Source organism: Sandarakinorhabdus limnophila DSM 17366 (genome assembly GCF_000420765.1).
Lineage (GTDB): Bacteria > Pseudomonadota > Alphaproteobacteria > Sphingomonadales > Sphingomonadaceae > Sandarakinorhabdus > Sandarakinorhabdus limnophila.
The window spans coordinates 243,786-263,116 of sequence record NZ_ATVO01000006.1 but is presented as its reverse complement, the minus strand read 5'-3'; the positions used below and the strand labels follow the sequence as shown (position 1 = coordinate 263,116).

The 19,331-nt window shown below is 63.5% G+C and carries 17 protein-coding genes and 1 tRNA gene; 6 read left to right on the top strand and 12 right to left on the bottom strand.

Annotated elements, in window-relative coordinates:
• Nucleotides 1–7 precede the first annotated feature (7 nt).
• The 5 genes from G566_RS0108985 to G566_RS0108960 all read right to left on the bottom strand — a co-directional run bounded on the left by G566_RS0108985 (nt 8) and on the right by G566_RS0108960 (nt 5,435).
• Nucleotides 8–2,251, bottom strand: coding sequence for a TonB-dependent receptor (locus tag G566_RS0108985; protein ID WP_040605524.1), 2,244 nt, complete (start codon nt 2,249–2,251; stop codon nt 8–10).
• Nucleotides 2,252–2,602: 351 nt separating this feature from the next.
• Complete coding sequence (locus tag G566_RS0108980) at nt 2,603–3,157, bottom strand: carbonic anhydrase (RefSeq protein WP_207789919.1); 555 nt, start codon at nt 3,155–3,157, stop codon at nt 2,603–2,605.
• 812 nt (nt 3,158–3,969) lie between these two features.
• Nucleotides 3,970–4,044 (bottom strand) — tRNA-Thr (locus G566_RS0108970).
• A gap of 39 nt (nt 4,045–4,083) precedes the next feature.
• Nucleotides 4,084–5,157: a succinylglutamate desuccinylase/aspartoacylase family protein gene (locus tag G566_RS0108965; protein WP_022680338.1), complete on the bottom strand. Its 1,074-nt coding sequence runs from the start codon at nt 5,155–5,157 to the stop codon at nt 4,084–4,086.
• Nucleotides 5,157–5,435, bottom strand: a complete 279-nt coding sequence (locus G566_RS0108960) for a BolA family protein (protein ID WP_022680337.1) — start codon at nt 5,433–5,435, stop codon at nt 5,157–5,159. Before G566_RS0108960 ends, G566_RS0108965 begins: the two co-directional genes overlap by 1 nt.
• Before the next feature lie 97 nt (nt 5,436–5,532).
• Between G566_RS0108960 and G566_RS0108955 the strand changes: the two genes are divergently transcribed.
• The 4 genes from G566_RS0108955 to G566_RS0108940 all read left to right on the top strand — a co-directional run bounded on the left by G566_RS0108955 (nt 5,533) and on the right by G566_RS0108940 (nt 9,642).
• Nucleotides 5,533–6,069, top strand: coding sequence for a J domain-containing protein (locus G566_RS0108955; RefSeq protein WP_243442432.1), 537 nt, complete (start codon nt 5,533–5,535; stop codon nt 6,067–6,069).
• 5 nt (nt 6,070–6,074) lie between these two features.
• The gene (gene cobS / locus G566_RS0108950; RefSeq protein ID WP_040605560.1) at nt 6,075–7,061 is read left to right on the top strand and encodes a cobaltochelatase subunit CobS; all 987 of its coding nucleotides are present in this window, start codon (nt 6,075–6,077) and stop codon (nt 7,059–7,061) included.
• 3 nt (nt 7,062–7,064) lie between these two features.
• Nucleotides 7,065–8,942, top strand: a complete 1,878-nt coding sequence (cobT, locus tag G566_RS0108945; protein ID WP_022680334.1) for a cobaltochelatase subunit CobT — start codon at nt 7,065–7,067, stop codon at nt 8,940–8,942.
• Nucleotides 8,943–9,228: 286 nt separating this feature from the next.
• A complete protein-coding gene (locus G566_RS0108940) occupies nt 9,229–9,642 on the top strand; it encodes a hypothetical protein (protein ID WP_022680333.1) in 414 nt (137 codons plus the stop codon).
• A 19-nt stretch (nt 9,643–9,661) separates the two neighbouring features.
• On the opposite strand, the gene G566_RS13995 is transcribed toward G566_RS0108940, so the two are convergent.
• On the bottom strand, nt 9,662–10,588 hold the full coding sequence (locus G566_RS13995; RefSeq protein WP_022680332.1) for a retroviral-like aspartic protease family protein: 927 nt from the start codon (nt 10,586–10,588) through the stop codon (nt 9,662–9,664).
• A 77-nt stretch (nt 10,589–10,665) separates the two neighbouring features.
• On the opposite strand from G566_RS13995, the gene G566_RS0108930 reads away from it, so the two are divergent.
• Nucleotides 10,666–11,253, top strand: a complete 588-nt coding sequence (locus G566_RS0108930; protein WP_029131464.1) for a TMEM165/GDT1 family protein — start codon at nt 10,666–10,668, stop codon at nt 11,251–11,253.
• Here G566_RS0108930 and G566_RS0108925 read toward each other — a convergent pair.
• The 5 genes from G566_RS0108925 to G566_RS0108905 are packed head-to-tail and all read right to left on the bottom strand — an operon-like array spanning nt 11,246 to nt 17,887.
• Nucleotides 11,246–12,442: a CaiB/BaiF CoA transferase family protein gene (locus G566_RS0108925; RefSeq protein ID WP_022680330.1), complete on the bottom strand. Its 1,197-nt coding sequence runs from the start codon at nt 12,440–12,442 to the stop codon at nt 11,246–11,248. The two genes, G566_RS0108930 and G566_RS0108925, sit on opposite strands and share 8 nt — an antisense overlap.
• 9 nt (nt 12,443–12,451) lie before the next feature.
• Complete coding sequence (locus tag G566_RS0108920; protein WP_022680329.1) at nt 12,452–14,344, bottom strand: hydantoinase B/oxoprolinase family protein; 1,893 nt, start codon at nt 14,342–14,344, stop codon at nt 12,452–12,454.
• A gap of 11 nt (nt 14,345–14,355) precedes the next feature.
• The gene (locus tag G566_RS13990) at nt 14,356–14,895 is read right to left on the bottom strand and encodes an SRPBCC family protein (RefSeq protein WP_156874473.1); all 540 of its coding nucleotides are present in this window, start codon (nt 14,893–14,895) and stop codon (nt 14,356–14,358) included.
• A complete protein-coding gene (locus G566_RS0108910; RefSeq protein WP_022680327.1) occupies nt 14,892–16,931 on the bottom strand; it encodes a hydantoinase/oxoprolinase family protein in 2,040 nt (679 codons plus the stop codon). The genes G566_RS13990 and G566_RS0108910 overlap by 4 nt, the downstream gene beginning before the upstream one ends.
• Nucleotides 16,928–17,887, bottom strand: coding sequence for a hydroxymethylglutaryl-CoA lyase (locus G566_RS0108905; RefSeq protein WP_022680326.1), 960 nt, complete (start codon nt 17,885–17,887; stop codon nt 16,928–16,930). The genes G566_RS0108910 and G566_RS0108905 overlap by 4 nt, the downstream gene beginning before the upstream one ends.
• A 58-nt stretch (nt 17,888–17,945) precedes the next feature.
• Here G566_RS0108905 and G566_RS0108900 point away from each other — a divergent pair, with 58 nt between their 5' ends.
• Nucleotides 17,946–18,581, top strand: a complete 636-nt coding sequence (locus G566_RS0108900) for an isochorismatase family protein (RefSeq protein WP_022680325.1) — start codon at nt 17,946–17,948, stop codon at nt 18,579–18,581.
• Here G566_RS0108900 and G566_RS0108895 read toward each other — a convergent pair.
• A complete protein-coding gene (locus G566_RS0108895; protein WP_022680324.1) occupies nt 18,557–19,234 on the bottom strand; it encodes a GntR family transcriptional regulator in 678 nt (225 codons plus the stop codon). The two genes, G566_RS0108900 and G566_RS0108895, sit on opposite strands and share 25 nt — an antisense overlap.
• Nucleotides 19,235–19,331: the final 97 nt, after the last annotated feature.

The window sequence follows — 19,331 nt, the reverse complement described above, 5'->3', positions numbered from 1 at the left end:
TTTCGGATCAGAACCGCACCTGGATATCGGCACCAAAGGTGCGCGGTTCGTTGAAAATGCCATAGGGGCCGGTGGCGGCCTGGGCGGCGACGCTGCGCAGATAGACCTGCTGGCGATTGAGCAGGTTGCGCGACCACAGCGCGATTTCAGCGCGGGTGCCGTTGCCGATTTCGATATCGGTCAGCGCCAGCCGGCCGTTGACCAGCACACTGCGGTCCGAGAAGGTGGCTTCACCCGGCAGGCCGCGTACCGGATCGGCGATATTGGCATCAAGGTGGGCCCGCACCACGCCGAAGCCGACATCCTCGTTGAAATCGGCGGCGAAGCTGTAGGCATTATCTGGCGTGAAGACGATGAATGGTCGCTGGAAATTGTTGTTGTTGAAGGGGTTCTGCGCCAGCGGCAGATTGCCCTTGGTGTGGGCATAGCTGGCGGCGAGGGTGAAGCCCTTGATCGGCGCCACGGTGAAATCGATTTCCAGGCCCTGGATGCGGCCATTGCCAGGCGCATTCACCGTTTCGATGGTGGTGCGGGTGGTACCGGCGACGAGCTGGGCGGAAAAATCGATCTGAATGTCGGTGTAGCGTGTGGTGTAATAGGCAGCATTCAGCCGCGCCTTGTTGTCGAGAAATTCCGACTTGAAGCCGACTTCGAAGGTTTCGACGCTTTCCGGATCGAAGGAGCGATAATTGACCGAGCGCGAGTTGGCGCCGCCGGCGCGATAGGCGGTGCCCCACTTGCCATAGACATGCACATCGTCGGTGGCATCGAAGGCCAACGTCACCATCGGATCGAAGCGGTTGTAGCTGCGATCGAAGGTGAAATTGGTATCGGCGCCGTTCACCTTGAACAGCACGCCCGACCGCTTGTCGTGGGTGTAGCGGCCGCCGGCGGTGAGCTTCAGGCGGTCATCGAAGATCGGCGGCGTGTAGGTGGCCTGCGCAAACGCCGCATAGCTGGTGGCGCGCGCCGTGCTGGCGCGATCCGGGAACGGGGTGACTTGTCCGGCCACCAGCGATGGAAGGACGGTCAGCGCGCTGCCGTCGGCATTCCAGCGCATGGTGTTGGGCGCCCAGGCGTCGTCGCTGCCCTTTTCGCGATAATAAAAGAGACCGGTGACCCAGGTGAGGCGCTCCGACGTGCCGAGCAGCTGCAGTTCCTGGCTGAACTGGTGCTGGACCAGATTGGCGAGGCTGTAACGCACGACATTGGCGTTGGGGCGGAAAACCGAGGCGATGATGCCGAAGCCATTGTCGAACTGGGTCTGATCGACTTCGCGATAGGCGCTGATTGAACGGAACTCGACGCTATCGCTGATCTTCCAGTCGAGCGTCAGCAGGTGCCCGTTGGTCTTGCCCACACTGTCTTCCTGCGGCACGCCGACCAGCGCCGTCTGCGCCCTGCGGGCCTGCACGCGCACCAGTGGCGAATTGGGCAGAGCGTTCGGGCTGCGCGACAGCAGTTGAAGATAATTTGGCGTGGTCGCGTCATAGGAAATATCAAAGGCATAGAGCGCGCTGAAATCGCTCGACGGCCGCCACAGCACCGAGGCGCGCAGGCCACGCCGTTCGAATCGGTTGAAATCCTCCTGACCTTCCAGCGGGTTGTCCACCGTGCCATCGCGACGGGTAGCAATGCCGTCCAGCTTGAACGAAAGGCCATTCCATTCTGGCAGATCGAGATGGAGTTCAGCGCTGTAGCCGTTGAAATTGCGGATGCCGCCCAGTAGGCGACCGCCGAACTCGCCGGTTGGTTTGCGGGTGACGATATTGACGGCCCCACCCACCGCGTTGCGGCCGAACAACGTGCCCTGCGGGCCCTTGAGCACTTCGATCCGTTCGATATCGAGCAGCGCTGCGCCCAGTCCCTGACTGCGGCCCAGGAAGACACCATCGACATAGATACCCACCGTGGCATCGCGGCTGGGCTGGTTGGCATCGAACGGCACGATGCCGCGAATCCCGACGGTGAGGGCCGAGGTGCGCGAGAAGAAGGGGGCGATGCGCAAAGACGGGATGCTGCCGTCAGCGAGATCAGACAGGCTCTGCACCCGGCGGTTTTCGAGATCAGCAGCGGTGGCGACCGAAATGGAGATCGGGGTTTTCTGCAACTTGGTTTCGCGGCGTTCGGCGGTGACGACGATTTCAGTGAGCCCGGCATCCGCATTGGCGGCTGCCAGCGTTTGGGCAAGGGCTGGCGAAGCAAAGGCAAGACAGGCAGTCGTTCCAGCCAGAATGGCGCGCAGCATCATGATAAAGACCCCCGATTGATCGGACGTCTGGCTAGGCAATCCGCATTTCGTCGCCATGACGGTTCGAAGGCGCCACTATGAAGATTCAGCGGCTCCGGCATGACGGAGTCGTGCCGGTTTGTAGAATCGCGTCCAAAAACGACCCCCTTTGGAGGGCGAAAAGGGGGTCGCGTTTGGATGCGATTTGACAAATGTGACAGTGCCAGTGAACGAGCTGCGAGCGCCGCGCCGCGGTCGCAGTTTTAGATTGGCGGTCGTTTGAGCGGTCGTCTGGGCCCGGCGCAAGTCGCACCGAGGCACAGAACAACGACGGGCAACAGCGCCACCCGCAGGAGCAGCGAAGCCAAATGCCTAAACGAGGATAACCTTGCCGGTGGGCAAATCGTAGTAGGCGCCGACCACTTTGAGCTTACCGGCGGCCACCATGTCTCCTAGGATCGGCTTCTCGGTCTGCAGCCGGCTCACATTGGCCCGCACGTTCGCTACGACGGAGCGCTGCTCTAGATCCGTTCCACCGGCTTTCACGACAGGCTCGATGCCGGGCTTCATGGCCGTCACTAGGCCCGCGATGTGGCCAGGCAGGTTGTTGCCTTTTTGAACGGCCTCAACCGTCGCATTGACCGCGCCACAGCTCGTATGGCCAAGCACCATGATCACCTTGGTGCCCAGCACCGCGGCGCCAAACTCGAGGCTACCCAACCCTTCGGGCGTCACGAAATTACCGGCGACGCGGACAATGAACAATTCGCCAGGACCCTGGTCGAACGCGAGTTCGGGAGCCACGCGTGAATCCGCACATCCCAAGATGGCGGCAAACGGCGCCTGACCTTGAGCGCGCGCGGCGCGCCCCGCGGAGAAGTCGCGCTGATTCATCTCTCCGGAGACGTAGCGCGCATTGCCCTCCATCAGGCGGGCAAAAGCGGCATCCGGGGTCTCGGCGGACCGCGCCGATTGGGCGCGTGCTCCCGGAGCTTCTGCCGCCAGCGCCAGAGCGCCTACGCCTGCCGCTAAAATACCGCGTCGCGACAAACCAGATGAATTACAGCCGTTGCATGCACACATAGTAATCTCCCCAGATCATTGTAATGTTGCACGTGATACAAAAATTCGAGATTTCAATATAAAGCAGGCGTATGGACAGGGCAATAGGGTGAAGGACTGGGTGACAAGCCTCTGAACCGACAGTCCCCAGATGAACGCTGGCTCAAGGCGAAATCTGCCCGGATTTGTGATTTCTGACAAGGCTGTGGGTGCCGTCGCCAGCCTTCGACCCTTATGGGAGCAGCGCCAGCGGCTCGGGCAGCGGCACAGTTGGGGTAGTAATACCAATGATCGTGAAGTCTGTCTCACGCGGGCGATTCCCAAGCGTGCGATGATGTGATCCAACATTCCCTTTCGAGGGAGGTTGTCATGGCTGCGGCGGTGGGTTTGCGAGCGGGCTTCACAGCGACGGATTTGCGGCGTCTGGCGCAGTCGCGGCGCGATGCTGGGCAGGTTCGCCGGCTTCTGGCGCCTGCGGTGATTTATGACGGCGGAAGCCGAATGGATCAGCCTTGGCGCATCATGTCCATCGGACTGCGCCAATGGGCCCATGGGTGAATACCAGTGAGAGTTGGTATAACAACCTACATATCAGAGTTTAAAGGGGATATTTAAGGGGATAAAAATTTTTACATTAATGTTTTATACAATTAAATCAACATTTAAGATAAAAACTGTGGTGCCGGATGAGGGGATTGAACCCCCGACCTTCGGTTTACAAAACCGCTGCTCTACCGCTGAGCTAATCCGGCGCGCCGTTTCGGATAGCCGCTGCGCGCTTCCAACTCAAGTCAGCAACCGTTCTGGCACGCAGGATCGGGGGACCACCAGACGATGCGGGCAATGGTGTCGCCGGCGGCGACGCGGGGGTCGGTGGTGATCATGTTGATGCGGCCATCGGCCGGTGCCACTACCGTTTCCAGGCTGCGGCCAAAGGCATCGCGCACTTCGGCGATCGGTTGATCCTTCTTCACCGCGCTGCCGATCGGCAGCAGCAGGCGGGCCCAGCCGGGCAGGCGGGCGCGCACGGCAACGATGTCATTTGCCACGGTCAGGCCGCCTGGCGGCGGCGTCACCTTGCCGGGCAGCATCTTCATCTCGCGCATCAGGTTGGTGAGGCCGGACTCGGCGCGCGCAATCATGGTGTCGTCGAACATTTCGGGCCGGCCCAGTTCCAGCGTGATTGCCGGTACGCCATCATCGGTCAGCGTGTTTTCCACCGTGCCCTTGTCACCCTTGTCCATCTTGATGATGTCGGGCGCCACCAGTTCGGCCATGCGGCGGGTGCGCGGCGTGGAGGCAAAGGCATACATCATGTAGGCCGTGCCGCGGGATTGGGTGTGCAGGTCCACCGCGCTGTCGGCATTGGGGCGGATCAGGCGGCTCCACAGCCGGCCAGCGAAATCGGCGATGGCAGAGCCGCCTTCCTTGCCGGGCAGCTCACGGTTCAGATTGGGGGCACTGCGGGACCAGTCCGGCGTCCATTGCCGGGTCGATTGCAGCAGGCCGGGCGGATTGAGGCCGGGCACCAGCGTGAGCGTGCCGGCCAGCTTGGCTGGGTCCACCGTGGCGGCCAACCGGTGCAGAACGGCGATGCCGTTCAGTTCATCGCCGTGGATGCCGGCCGTAAGCAGCAGGCGCGGGCCGGGTTGGGCGCCTTTGACCACGACCACCGGCACCAGCCACGGCTGGCCGACGGGGCTCATCCCGGCGCGGAACCAGAAGCGCTGCACGCTGCCGGCGGCGATGTCGTTCACGTCCAGCCGATCGATGATGGTGACGCCGTCCAAGCTGCCGGCTGCTTCGGTGGCGGCCAGCGTTGGTGCGGCGACCAGCAGGGCAAGGGCGGCAATCGCGGCGCGCATCAGACGTCGCCGGGGGCCGATGCGACGATGCGCAGCGCGTGGATGCGATCAGGCGCGACCAGATCGCCCAGCGCAGCATAGACGGCGCGTTGGCGGGCGATGCGGTTTTGCCCGGCAAAGCTGGCTGCGCTGATCTTCACGGTGAAATGCGATTCGGCATCGTCGCCGCGATGACCGGCATGGCCATGGTGCTGGTGGCTGTCGTCGATCACCTCAAGGGCGGTCGGCGCCAGTGCGGCCATCAGCCGGGATTGGATTTCTGCGGCAACCTTGCCCATATCGTCTCCTGTCGAGGCCGTTATAGACCGGGCAGACAGAAGGACGACAGATATTTCAAGCCAGAGCCAACCACGCCACAGCCGGTGGCACGGGCGGGTGGAAACCCCCGAGCCGCAGGCCTGTGGCTGGCCGGGTTGTGCCGGTAATGGCGAATTCCGGGCGCCGCGGTCCAATCGGGTGCCGGGCGATGTTGGCGGCTGGCAGTATCTGTGCCTTGATCATGTCCGGGCGTTCAACGCCGGTTACAATTATTTTGATGGCCTCTCGCCCGATGAAATCCATGCTGCCCAATCGCCGCTGGCCGGGTGGGAGAAGGATGTGGTGCGCGGTGGCCGCATGGCCTTCACTTTTGGCGATACGCATGGGCTGTTCGATGAACCGCTGCGGCCGTCACGCTCACCACCCGGACGCTGGGCCGACAAGGGCGATGCCCAGGCGCTGGGCACGCTGGGGCTTGACCGCAACGCCACCGCGGCCGACATCCGCCGCACCTATCGCGGGCTCGTGCGCCGCTACCACCCTGACAGCAATGGGGGGGACAGAAGCCACGAAGGGAAGTTGCAGGCGGTGGTCAACGCCTTTACGCACCTGAAGGCAGCAGCCGGATACAATACGGAGTCGAACAACACGTGAGCGATATGCACGAAACCCCGCCGGTGGCGATGAATGCGCCGGACACCACGGTGGACGCCCGTGAGGTGTTCGGCGTCGATATCGATATGGCTGTGCCAGCCTTTTCGGTGAAGGATGATCGCGTGCCGGATCTGGATCCGGCCTATGTGTTCGACCCAGACACCACGCTGGCCATTCTTGCCGGCTTTGCCTTCAACCGCCGCGTGATGGTGCAGGGCTATCACGGCACCGGCAAATCCACCCATATCGAGCAGGTGGCCGCCCGCCTCAACTGGCCGTGCGTGCGCATCAACCTCGACAGCCACATCAGCCGCATCGATCTGATCGGCAAGGATGCCATCGTGCTGAGGAACGGCGCGCAGGTGACCGAATTCCGCGAAGGCCTGCTGCCGTGGGCGCTGCAGACCCCCACGGCGCTGGTGTTCGACGAATATGACGCCGGCCGCCCGGACGTGATGTTCGTGATCCAGCGCGTACTGGAAGTGGAAGGCAAGCTGACCCTGCTCGATCAGAACCGGGTGATCCGTCCCAACCCATGGTTCCGGCTGTTTGCCACCGCCAACACCGTGGGTTTGGGTGACACCACTGGGCTCTATCATGGCACCCAGCAGATCAACCAGGGCCAGATGGACCGCTGGAGCATCGTCACCACGCTGAATTACCTGCCGCACCACACCGAAAGTGCCATCGTGACGGCCAAGGTGAAGGAATTCGACACCGAAGCCGGCCGCAAGACGGTTTCCAACATGGTGCGCGTGGCCGACATGACCCGCGCCGGCTTCATGGGCGGTGACATTTCCACGGTGATGAGTCCGCGCACGGTGATCACCTGGGCGCAGAACGCGGTGATCTTCAACAATGTCGGCTTTGCCTTCCGTCTGTCGTTCCTGAACAAGTGCGACGAGGCCGAGCGCAGCATCGTGGCAGAATATTATCAGCGCGTGTTCGGCGAGGATCTGCCGGAAAGCATCGCGGTGAAGGCGAAGAAGTAGGGAATGGCTGAAACCAGCCCCATCGAGGATTTCCGCCAGGCGGTGGCCGCGACCATGCGGGCGCTGGGCCATGCGCCGGGGATGGAGCTGGCCTATACGGCCGACAAGCCGGGCTGTTTCGGTGATCAGGCCCGGGTGCCGCAGCCGGCCCGCGCCCTGCCGGCTGAACAGGTGGCTGAAGTGCGCGGCTGGGCCGACAGTTTCGCGCTGAAACGCCGCTTCCACGATCCCAAACTGCATGGGGCGGAGCAGCCGGAATCGGGGCTGGCGCGCGACATCTGGAATGCGCTGGAACAGGCGCGCTTTGAAGCCCTGGGCGCGGCCGAAATGGCCGGGGTGGCGCGCAACCTCGACCGCATGACCGAAATGCGCGTGCGCACCGATCCGATCGTGCGCGCCCGCACTGCTGAGGAAGTGCCGCTGGCCAGCGCCATCAGCCTTATGGTGCGCGAACGGCTGACCGGTGCCGACGTGCCGCGCGCCGCACAACAGGCGGTGGACATGGTGCGCGGCCATATCGAGGCGCAGGCCGGCACGCATCTGGATGCGCTCGCTGCCAACATGGATGATCAGGCGGCGTTTGCGCAGCTGATCCGCCATGTGCTCGCCGATCTGGGCCTGGGCGCCGATCCCGACGAGGCCAGCGACGAGACCGAGGAAAGCGACGGGCAGGACCAGGAAGAACAGCCCGGCGAAGACAGCGAAGATCAGGAACAGGACGACGGCGGCGGCCAGGACCAGTCCACCGAAACCCGTTCCGAGGATTCGTCGGACGCGCCCGAGGGCGCCGAGCAACGCGAAGTCGAGATGGACACCGATCAGGTGTCGGACGCAGAAATGGGCGAAGAGGGTCAGGACGGCATGATGCCGTGGCGGCCCAACATGCCGCTTTCCGATCTGCCGCCGGATTTCGAGTACAAGGCCTATTCCACCAAGCATGACGAAGTGGTGGGGGCTGCCGAGCTGTGCGACGACGAGGAACTGACCCGTCTGCGCGCCTATCTCGATCAGCAACTGATCCCGCTGCAATCGGCGGTGACCAAGCTGGCGAACCGCCTGCAGCGCCGCCTGATGGCCCAGCAGAACCGCAGCTGGGATTTCGATCAGGAAGAAGGCATTTTGGACGCTGCCCGGCTGGTGCGCATCGTCACCAATCCGGCCCATGCCCTCAGCTACAAGATCGAGCGCGACACCCAGTTCCGCGACACGGTGGTGACGCTGCTGATCGACAACAGTGGCTCCATGCGCGGCCGGCCGATCTCCATCGCCGCCATCTGCGCTGACATCCTGGCGCGCACGCTGGAGCGCTGCGCCGTGAAGACCGAAATCCTCGGCTTCACCACCCGTGCCTGGAAGGGCGGGCAGAGCCGCGAAGCGTGGCTGCAGGCGGGCCGTCCGGCCAAGCCGGGGCGCCTGAACGACTTGCGCCATATCGTCTACAAGCAGGCCGATGCGCCGTGGCGGCGCGCGCGCAAGAATCTGGGCCTGATGATGCGCGAAGGCTTGCTGAAAGAGAATATCGACGGCGAGGCGCTGTTGTGGGCGCACGACCGGTTGGTGGCCCGCAACGAAGACCGCCGCATCCTGATGGTGATTTCCGATGGCGCGCCGGTCGATGATTCCACCCTTTCGGTGAACAGCGGCAATTATCTGGAGCGCCACCTGCGCGCCGTGATCCGCCACATCGAGACCAAGAGCCCGGTCGAACTGATCGCCATCGGCATCGGCCATGACGTGACGCGTTATTATCGCCGCGCCGTCACCATCATGGATGCCGAACAACTGGGCGGCACCATCATCGACAGTCTCGCCGCACTGTTCGAGGAAGGCGGCGGTGGCCGCAATGCCGGTCGCGGTGGCTGTAGTCCGCGCCGCCGCTGAGCTTGAACTTCAGTTCTGCAATTCTTGCAGCTGTGGGGCCCGATGCCGCCTTCGAGGCAGCGGCCGGCGGTACGGAGTGGATTTCTTCCGTCAGGACGACGTGAAATCCCGCCTATGGGGCTCGATGCCAACCGGGTTGCGCCGCAGCCGCTGCTGGCCTGCAACAGTGTCGAGTCACATGCGTAAATGAACCATAAAATTATATATTATTTTGGGTTGAATCGGGTTAATTAATTCCACAACATGAACGGGTCGCACCTGTGCTGTTGTCGCGGGGGAAGCGTTAATGATGGATATGGGCTTGCCAGCGGCGGCGCTCACGCCGGTTTTCCGTCGTGGCCTGTTGGCAACCGGGATGGCAATCATCGTTGCAGCCTCAGGTGCGCAGGCGCAGGTGAGCGTCACGGGGGCGCCGACCCGAGAGGAAATCGATCCATCGCGCCGGCCGCAGTTTACCCAGCCCAGCCGGTTGATCGTTGATGGCGATATCGAACGCAGCCCGTGCGCGCTGGCCGATCTGCCGGCCGAAGTGTCTGGCAAGGTGGGTGCGCTGAAGATCAGTGGCGGCAAGACGCCGGTGACGCTGAATCTGAAACAAGTGGCGGCGCCCACGGACGTGGAGGCGCTGGGCATGACGCTTGTGGAAGCGGGCTGCCAGAGCCAGTTCCAGCGACTGGCCGTCAACACGTTTCAGGATTGATATCGGCACAACGTGCGCTTCACCTCATCGTGAAGCGCACCTTGCGGTTGCCGAAATCCAGTGCAACGCGGCGGAAGCTGGACAGAAGATCCGATCCCAGGAAGATCGCTGGCTGGGTGCTCAGGCCGAACAGCGCGAAGGGCGGCGCATCGGCAAAGGCCACCACGACATTGTTGAGGATAAGCCCGCCGATCCGCACGTTGTTGAGCACTATGGCTTCGGCTTTCAACACCTGCCCGGTGACGGACAGCAGCTCGATATCGAACATCTTTTCGGGCCGGCGGGTGCCATAAAGCCGCTCCCGCAGGGCCCTGTTGCCCAGGGTAACTTCACTGCCGGTATCGATCACTGCGAATACCGCGCGATTGCCGATCGATGCCTGGGTGATGATCAACTGGCCCTTGCGGCGACGCGCGGTGACCACAATTTCCTGGTCATTGGCGGCAAAGGGCGTGCGCGAGTCTTGCACCGTGATGGTGCGCTTGTCGAAATCCAGCAACAGCCGTTGATCGGCCAGCGCGTCGATGCCGATCAAGCCATCGGCGCCCAGATGGCGTGCCGACAGCGCCGGCGCATTGATCGGGCCGATTTCCGACTTGCCGATGGTGAGCATGGCCACCTCGACCGTGCCGACACTGACGGCGCCGGCCATGCCTTGCAGGCGCACCGACTCGCCAGCCGGCAGGTTTAATCGGGCCGCCAGTCCATCGCTGACCACCGAACGATCGGCGCCGGAATCGACGAGGAAGCGGTGCGGCCCGATGCCGTTCACCTTCACGTCAACAAATATGCGCTTTTTCAGCTGTTCGGCTTCCAGCGCGTCGCCTAGGATTTCGAGATTGTTGTCGATGATGGCCGGCGCAATCAGCGGTTGGCCAGGGACGGAGGCGGCCGGCGGTGTCACGCTGGCGGCAGCAGCGGCCAGCAAAAGGGTCAACACGGACATGAGTGCATTGTCTGCCTGATACGGTGGCGGTGCAAGGGACCGATTGCAAAGCGACGCCGAATGCCTATGCCGAGGCGATGAGCAGCAGCCTTGCCATCATCGCCACCGCTACTGGGCTGGTCGCTCTCGCCGAGATTGGCGACAAGACCATGCTGCTCGCTCTCTTGCTGGCGGCGCGTTTTCGCAAGCCTGGCAGCGTGATTGCCGGCATATTGGTGGCCACCCTTGCCAATCATGCGCTCGCTGCCTGGGCGGGGGCGACGCTGGCTGATTGGCTGGCCGGGCCGTGGTTTCAGCTGGCGGTGGCGCTGGGCTTCATCGCCATGGCCGCATGGACGCTGGTGCCCGACAAGATGGACGACATGCCGGCCGTTGCCAGCGGTGCGCAGGCGTTCTTGGCCACGACCGTCGCCTTTTTCATCGTGGAGATCGGCGACAAGACCCAGATCGCCACCATTGCCTTGGGCGCGCGGTTCCACGATGTGCTGGCTGTCACCATCGGCACCACGCTGGGCATGATGATTGCCAACGTGCCGGCCGTGCTGCTGGGTGACAAGCTGTTGGCGCGTGTGCCGCTGAAGGCCGTGCGCATGGCCGCGGCGGCCGTGCTGGCGCTGCTCGGTGTGGTGATGCTGGCGGCGCTGTGGCCGCAGTTCGTCAGATGATGCCGCGGGCCTGCAGTTCGGCCAGCGCCGCTTCGTCAAGGCCCAGCATCTCGCCGTACACGTCCGCATTGTCTTGCCCGATCGTTTCGGGCGCGCGGCGGCGGACGCTGCCTGGCGTGGCCGACAGCTTGGGAAAGACATTCTGCATCTTCACCTCGCCCCAGCGCGGGTGCGGCACGCCGATAATGGCTTCGCGGGCCTGGAAATGCGGATCGTCCAGCATGTCCTGCGGGCGATAGAGGCGACCGGCCGGTACGCCGGCTGCCACCATCTTGTCTTCCAGCTCGGCGATGGTCAGTGTTTTTGTCCAGTCGCCGATCAGGGCGTCCAGTTCTTCCTGGTGCTTTCCGCGCGCGACATGGTTCACATAGCGCGGATCCTTGGCCAGCTCGGGCCGGCCCATCGCGTCGCAAAGCCGACCGAACACCGTGTCTTGATTGGCGCCGATCAGATATTCGCCGTCCTTGCACGGATAGACGTTGGATGGCGCAATGCCCGGTAGCACGGAGCCAGAGCGTTCGCGCACATAGCCCGAGGCAACATACTCCGGCACGAGGCTTTCCATTACCTGCAGCACGGCCTCATAAAGGGCGGAATCGACGATCTGGCCCTTGCCAGTGGCGTGGCGGTGGTTCAGCGCGGCCAGCGCGCCCATAGCGCCGTAAGTAGCGGCCAGCGAATCCCCGATCGAGACGCCCATGCGGCTGGGTGGCCGATCCGGATCACCGACAATGGCCCGCCAGCCGCCCATCGCCTCGCCGATCCCGCCAAAGCCGGCGCGGGCCGAATAGGGGCCGGATTGGCCATAGCCCGACACGCGCACGATGATCAGGCCAGGGTTGTCGGCCATCAGGGTTTCGGGTGATAAGCCCCATTTCTCCAGCGTGCCTGGGCGGAAATTCTCGATAAGTATGTCGGCCTTGCCGATCAGGCGGCGGGCCAGCGCTTGGCCTTCCCTCTCGCGCAAATTGCACGAAACGGCGCGCTTGTTGCGGGCTACAACTTCCCACCACAGCGGGTAGTCACCGCGGCCCCATACCCGCATCGGATCGCCCTGACCAGGTGGTTCCAGCTTGATAACGTCGGCGCCCATGTCGCCCAGCAATTGCCCGCAGAACGGCCCGGCAATAAGCTGGCCCATTTCCACGACTTTGACGCCCGCGAGGGGGCCGTTATTCTCAACGATCATCGCTGGTCCTTATTCGGCCGCGATGGCCAAGTGGTGCCACACCGGCTGCCTGGGCGCAGGCAGGCCGGTTTCGGCCTCGCATGCCGCGCGCAGCTCGCCTACCGTGCCGCCACGATTGAAGATCGCCGGTTCAGCAGGCTGAGCGGCGGCCAGTTCAGCACGCAGGGCTGAAGTGGCTGCTGCGTCCACCCGGCCTTCTGCGTCGGCCACCACACCATAGGCCCTCGCGCCGGCTTCGCTCACCAGCCCCTGGCGGATTTCGAGGCCAACCAGCGCCGGATCACGCTCCAGCGGGTTGCCCCAGCCGCCGCCACCCCAAGTGATGAAGTGGAGTTGATCGCCAGCATCGACATCGAGGCTGTCGAGCTTGTTGGCAACAATCGTCTGGGTGCCATCGGCCTTTTCCAGGATCTTGCGGGCGCGGCTCCCCGGCGCGCCGCCGTTCACGCCCCAGGGGTAAGTGAACCAGCGATCATCGTGGATCGAAACACTGCCGGCGCTCAGGAAACGGTAGCTCATCAGGATGCCGTTGCCGCCACGGTTCAGGCCGGCGCCGCCGGTATCCGCCAAGGCTTCATAACGCTCGATGCGCAGCGGGAAATAGCGTTCGAGGAACTCGTTGGGCACGTTGGTGAAACCCGGCCACAGCGAATGGCCATCCGGGCCATCGCCGAACGGCTTGCCGGGAATGCCGCCGAAACCGATCTGGAACAGCTGGAACCACTCGCCGTTCTTGCCCGGCCGCTGGTCACGCCCGGAATACATCAGGTGCGGCGACGAGGAGAATCCAGCCGCGCATAGGAATTCCGGCGTGCGCTGGCCGAGCAACGCGCCCAGCAAATCGAAGATGCGGCCCAGAGCGTGGGTGCGGCCCGACAGCGCCGCCGGGTAACGCGGCTTCAACAGCGAGCCTTCGGGGATCTTCACCTCGATCAGGTCGTAGAAGCCATCGTTGAACATGATCTGCGGATCGAAAACCATGATCATATAGATGCCGAAGAACATCTTGAACATGTTCTCATTGAGATAGAAATTGATCGCCGCGTCACTCTGCGGATCGGTGCCATCGAAATCCAGCACCACCTTGTCGCCCACGCGCTGCATGGTGCACTTTATCTTGTAGGGGCCATAGCCCACGCCATCGTCGCAAACATAATCCTCAAAGCTCACCTTGTCGGTGGAGACGGAGGTGGCGATCAGCGCCTTCATGGCGCGGTGATTGCGGGCCAAAAGCTGGTCCATCGCCGCCACCACGTCGTCCTCGCCGAAACGCGCGCACATTTCGTCGATGCGCCGCGCGGCGACTCGGCAGGAGGCGATCAGCGCATTCAAATCGGCCGCGCACCAATCAGGCTTGCGGGTCTGGTGCATGACCAGCTTGATCAGATCCTCATTATACTCGCCCTTGCGCCAGATTTTCACCGGCGGGATGCGCACGCCTTCCTCGAATATGGCGCGGGCGTCGATCGGCATGGAACCGGCGACCTTGCCGCCAATGTCGCTTTGGTGGCCGAACATTGCCGTCCACGCGATCAGGCGCCCACTGCGATACACCGGCAGCAGAACCAGCCAATCGTTGCTGTGGCTGATCGCGCCTTCACAGCTGTAGGGGTCAGACAGGAAGATCATGTCGCCTTCCTCGATGCTGCCATCCCAGCCGCGCAGGAAGCCATCAATAAAGCTGCCGAACTGGCCAACGATCATCTTGCCCGCCGGGTTGGCGATCATCGGGAAGGCATCGCCCTGTTCGCGAATACCCGGCGACATCGCGGTGCGCACCAGGGTGGCGTCCATCTCGATACGGGCATTGCGCAGTGCGTTCTCGATTATATCAAGCGTGACCGGATCGATGGTCTTGGCCTTAAAGGGGCGCGGATTGGTCTCAATGATACGGGCGGGCATGGTGCGGTCCTTCAGGGCTTGCCGGTCGCGGCGTAATTCAGCAGCCGGCTGAATCCTTCGCTCATCACGTTGTCCTCTGGCACGGCGAGCGTATCCAGATTGTTCGCTGCGGTGCCGGCAACGCGATAGGTCATCGTCAATCGTGTGTCGGAGCCTTCGCCGCGCAGGCTGAATTCCAGGATGGCGTTCACCGGCAGCGCCTGCAGCGGGCCAAAGCCACCCGACATGCGCAGCGACGATGGCGCCACCGCGCTCAGCACGACGGCATGCTTCACGCTGTTCTTATCCCAGCGTTCCAGCAGCAGGCCGCCGCCGCGCGGATCGAGATGGATGGCTTCGGCCTTGCCGCTGTAGCTGTGGGCCTTGTCCCACCAGTTCGACCAATTGGTCAGCGCCCGCCACATCCGCGCTGGCTTTACGCCAATGACGGCTGAACTTTCCGACACAAAGCCATCAGGCGCCGACTTGATGACGGCGGCTTGTGCTGGGCTGGCCATCGTTGCAAGCAGCAGGCCGCTGGCGATGGCGGGATGATGAAGGGAGCTCATCATTTCTCCGGTGTGATCAGCAGATTGCCAAAAACATCCACGCTGGCAATGTGGCCATTGTGGACGAGCGTGGTGGAATCCATTTCGGTGATCACCGCCGGGCCTGCCACCACGTCACCAGCGCGAAGCTTTGACCGGTCATAGATGGCGGCGGCGCGGGCCTGGCCGTCCATCCACACCCCGTGGTCGCGCACCCGTGCGGCGGCCGGGTTGCCGTCACCCTTGGCAATGCGTTCGGCCAAGACATTGGCAGCCTTGCCCAGTGCGACGACCCGGATGTTGACCAGCTCCTGCGGCACCGAAAGATTGAAAGTGAACAGCCGCTTGTGCTCGGCATCGAAGCGTTCGGCGAGGCTAGCGATGCTAGAGCCGGGCGGCGAAAACAGCGGCACTTCAAAGGCCTGGCCGGCATAGCGCACGTCGACTTCGACGCGGATCTCGATCTCGTTGGCGGCCACGCCTTCGGTGGCCAGTTCGTCGCTGGTCTGGGCGATGAGCTCACCGATCACCGCGCCGACTTCGGCATCACTGGTTTGCGTCACCAGTTTGTTGAAGCTGCGCTGGGCATCGACCCGCAACCGGGTGGTGGCATCGCCATAGGCGCACAGCACACCGGGCGAGGGAGGGATAATCACCGGCCACGATCCCATCAACATGCCCATGGCATTGCCATGCAGCGGGCCAGCGCCGCCAAAGGCCATCAGCGCGAAATCGCGCGGGTCATAACCCTGCTGAACGGACACTAATCGCAGCGCGCCAAACATCGTCTCGTTGACGATAGCGATGATGCCGGCTGCCGCTTCCAGCAGCGGCAGTCCCAGCGCATCGGCCACCGTCTGCACTGCGCGCTTGGAAGCTTCGCGGTCCAGCTTGAAGCTTCCTCCGAGCAGGTTTTCGGGCAGATAGCCCAGCACCACGTTTGCGTCTGTCACGGTCGGCAGTTCGCCGCCGCGGCCATAGGCAGCCGGACCGGGCACGGCTCCGGCCGATTGGGGGCCTACGCGCAGCGCCTTGGTCAGTTCCGGCACGGTTGCAATAGAGCCACCGCCGGCACCGACCGTCTTCACGTCAAGGCTGGAGGCCCGAACGGTCAGGTGGCCCACGCTGGTCTCGCGGCGCAGCCGTGCCTGATACTCCTCGATCAGCGCGACATCGGTGGAGGTGCCGCCCATGTCCAGCGTCAAGACGTTGGGAAAGCCGGCGTTCTTGGCGATCCACACTGCGCCGGCGACACCGCCGGCAGGGCCAGACATCAGCAGGTTAACCGGTGCCGTGCGGCTCTTTTCGGCGCTCATCAAGCCGCCGTCGGAGCGCAGCAGGTTGAGCTTGGCGGTTGTGCCCCAATCCTTGAGCGCGGCTTCGAGATTGCCGACATAGCGCGACACGGTGGGCCGAACGGCGCTGTTGGCCACCGTGGTCAGCGCCCGCTCATACTCCTGCATTTCGGGCAGGATGTCCGCCGACAGCGAGACCGGGATGCCGGGCAGTTCCTCGGCACAGATCGCGGCGACGCGGCGTTCGTGGGCGTCGTTCATGTAACTGTTGATTAGGCAGATGGTGATGGCTTCCACCTTCTCTTCGGCCAGCCGCTTGAGGTTCTTGCGCAGCGCGGCTTCGTCGAGCGGACGCACGATCGAACCATCGGCACCGACGCGTTCGGGCGCTTCGATCGTGGCTTCCAGCGGCGCCATCGGAGTGGGTTTGGGCCAGATTATCCAGGCCGCAAGTCCGCCGGGCACAAGGGAGCGGGCAATCTGCAGGATATGGCGATAGCCTTCGGTGACGATCAGGCCGACCCTGGCGATCTTGTGTTCCAGCACCGCGTTGGTGGCGACCGTGGTGCCGTGCAGGAACAGCGACAGATCGGCCGCCGAAATCCCTGCCTTCTCACAGAGTTGGCGGGCGCCAGTGATGACAGCTTCGGACGGGTCGTGCGGGGTAGAGGGCACCTTGTCGCGCACGGCACGGCCGGTCTCTTCATCAATCACGATCAGATCGGTGAACGTGCCACCCACATCAACGCCGAGTCTGTAGCTCACGAATTTGCTCCGATTGGAATAGGACGCGCAACAAAGTCCCCGGCCTTGCCCGCCCGGCTGGGTAGCGCCCGGCCCATGATGGTGGCGAGCCAGCGATTGGCTTCCAGCGTGGTTTCAAGATCATAGCCGGTGGCGATGCCTGAACGGCCGAACAGGTAAAGAAGCTCCTCGGTGCCGACATTGCCCGCTGCACCAGGCGCAAACGGGCAGCCGCCCAGGCCGCCAAGCGCCGAATCAAAGGTGCGGCAACCGGCCTGATATCCGGCCCAGGCGTTGGCGGGGGCCAACCCGCGGGTGTCGTGCAGGTGCAGGCGGATCGGGATGGGGGCGATGGCTTCGATCACGCGGGCTGTAAGGTCGCCAACCTGGGGCGGCACAGCCACACCGATCGTATCGGCCAGCGCGATTTCCTGCGCACCGGCGTCGGCCATTCGCTTGGCCAGTTCCACCACGCGGTCTGCGGGCACGGGGCCTTCGTAAGGGCAACCAAAGGCTGCGCTGATCGTAACCTGGGCGTAAAGCCCTGCATCTCTTGCCATTTTCAGCATAGCGTTGTTGGCGAGGATGCCATCGGAAATTTTCTGGCCCTGGTTGACGACGCCGAACGTGTCGCTGGCTACCAGCACGCAGCCGGCTTCATCCAGCGGGCGCGGATTGTCCTGCGTGGCGATGGCACGGGCGACGCCGCGTTCGTTCAGACACAGGCCGATAAAGCGCACGCCGGGCGCTTCTGGCAGGCCGAGTGCCACTTGTTCGGCGTCTCCCATCTGCGGCACGCGGCGCGGATTGACGAAGGACACCACTTCGACGCGTTTGGCGCCCATGGTCACCAAATGGCCAATCAATGCCAGCTTGTGGTCACTGTAAACCAGCACGGACTCGTTCTGCAGGCCATCGCGGGGCGATACCTCAACGATTGTCACCGGATCGGTGATGTTCGGGCTGGTGGTGGACATGCGGTTTTGTATACAAAGTCGCGGCGCCCCTGTATAGCCGGCGTGAACGGAGGAAATCGTGGATCAGGCCAATCCGGATGCGGATTATGCGGCGGCCGGCTTTGGCCAGGGGCTGTTGTTGGGGCCGCGGCCGGCGTTGCTGATGATCGATTTCGCGCGCGCCTATTTCGCGCCGGAATCGCCGCTGTATGCCGGCGTGGAGGCCGCCCGCGACGCGGCTGCGCAGGTGCTGGCGGCGGCGCGGGGCCATGGCTTGCCGGTATTCCACACGCGCGTTGAGTATCAGCCGGGCGGCGCCGATGGCGGCGTGTTCTTCCGCAAGATCGGGGCGCTGAAAGTGTTTGAAACAGGCAGTCCTCTGGGCGACTTCGAACCGCCGCTTGAACCGCGGCCGGGCGAGGCGGTGATCACCAAGCAGTTTCCGTCCGCATTTTTCGGCACCGATCTGGCGGCGCTGCTGAACAGCGCAGGCATCGACACGCTGGTGATCTGCGGCCTGTCCACATCGGGCTGCGTGCGCGCCAGTGCAGTGGATGCGATCTGCCATGGTTTCGTGCCGGTGATCGTGCGCGAAGGCGTGGGTGACCGGCTGCAATCGGTGCACGAAGCCAATCTGTTCGATCTCGCCGCCAAGACGGCTGAACTGCGCAGCATCGTGGAAATAAACACTTATTTCGAAGGCGTTGCATCCTGAAAGGCGTGCAGGGCACGGCGGATATGGGCGGTCATCACTGCCCGTGCCCAATCTTCATCATGGGCCGCAAAGGCCTGGATCAACTGGCTATGTTCGTGTGCTGATCGGGCCAGATCGGCGCGGTCATAGCGGGTGGCGGTGCGCCGCACGATCGGTTGTTCCACAAGGCCAGCCAGCATCGTGGACAGCCGCGCCGAGGCGGACGCGCTCAGGATGATATCGTGAAAGCGGCGGTTTTCGGCCAGAAAGCGCGCGACATCCGGCTGCTCTATCGCCACGGCGGCTTCGATGGCAGCGTTGCAATGGCGCAGTTCCGCCAGTTGCGCCGGGGTGGCGCGGCGAGCGGCGCGGGCGGCGGCATGGCCTTCCAGCATGGCGCGCAAGGCAAAGATTTCAGCAACATCGTCACTGTCCCAATCGGCAACCACCAAGCGACCGCCGGGGGTGCGCACCGCGTAGAGCTCCACCTCCAGCCGGCGCAGTGCATCGCGAACCGGGGTGCGCGACACGCCGACGATATCGGCCAGCGCCTCTTCGCGCAGCGGCGTGCCGGGGCTGGCATCGCCGGCCAGGATCAGGCCCCTGATTTCGGCATAGGCGCGATCGGCGGCGCTGGCCGCGGCATTGCTGGCACTGGTGGTGTTATCCGGCATCTTCACCCTGTTGCAAAATGGTCGCGCCCCCCGTGTTTGCAGCGAAACGGACGAAAGCTCGCTTGCATATGGCCAGTTTTGTATACATTATCAGCAA

Bases quoted from the DNA above. Each gene is read 5' to 3' on its own strand.
- G566_RS0108920 (WP_022680329.1), bottom strand. From the start codon at position 14,344: ATGCCCGCCCGTATCATTGAGACCAATCCGCGCCCCTTTAAGGCCAAG.
- G566_RS0108925 (WP_022680330.1), bottom strand. From the start codon at position 12,442: ATGATCGTTGAGAATAACGGCCCCCTCGCGGGCGTCAAAGTCGTGGAA.
- G566_RS0108965 (WP_022680338.1), bottom strand. From the start codon at position 5,157: ATGCGCGCCGCGATTGCCGCCCTTGCCCTGCTGGTCGCCGCACCAACG.
- G566_RS0108940 (WP_022680333.1), top strand. From the start codon at position 9,229: ATGATGGATATGGGCTTGCCAGCGGCGGCGCTCACGCCGGTTTTCCGT.
- cobT (WP_022680334.1), top strand. From the start codon at position 7,065: ATGGCTGAAACCAGCCCCATCGAGGATTTCCGCCAGGCGGTGGCCGCG.
- G566_RS0108960 (WP_022680337.1), bottom strand. From the start codon at position 5,435: ATGGGCAAGGTTGCCGCAGAAATCCAATCCCGGCTGATGGCCGCACTG.
- G566_RS0108905 (WP_022680326.1), bottom strand. From the start codon at position 17,887: ATGTCCACCACCAGCCCGAACATCACCGATCCGGTGACAATCGTTGAG.
- G566_RS0108985 (WP_040605524.1), bottom strand. From the start codon at position 2,251: ATGATGCTGCGCGCCATTCTGGCTGGAACGACTGCCTGTCTTGCCTTT.
- G566_RS13990 (WP_156874473.1), bottom strand. From the start codon at position 14,895: ATGATGAGCTCCCTTCATCATCCCGCCATCGCCAGCGGCCTGCTGCTT.
- cobS (WP_040605560.1), top strand. From the start codon at position 6,075: ATGCACGAAACCCCGCCGGTGGCGATGAATGCGCCGGACACCACGGTG.
- G566_RS0108980 (WP_207789919.1), bottom strand. From the start codon at position 3,157: ATGGAGGGCAATGCGCGCTACGTCTCCGGAGAGATGAATCAGCGCGAC.
- G566_RS0108895 (WP_022680324.1), bottom strand. From the start codon at position 19,234: ATGCCGGATAACACCACCAGTGCCAGCAATGCCGCGGCCAGCGCCGCC.
- G566_RS0108930 (WP_029131464.1), top strand. From the start codon at position 10,666: ATGAGCAGCAGCCTTGCCATCATCGCCACCGCTACTGGGCTGGTCGCT.
- G566_RS13995 (WP_022680332.1), bottom strand. From the start codon at position 10,588: ATGTCCGTGTTGACCCTTTTGCTGGCCGCTGCTGCCGCCAGCGTGACA.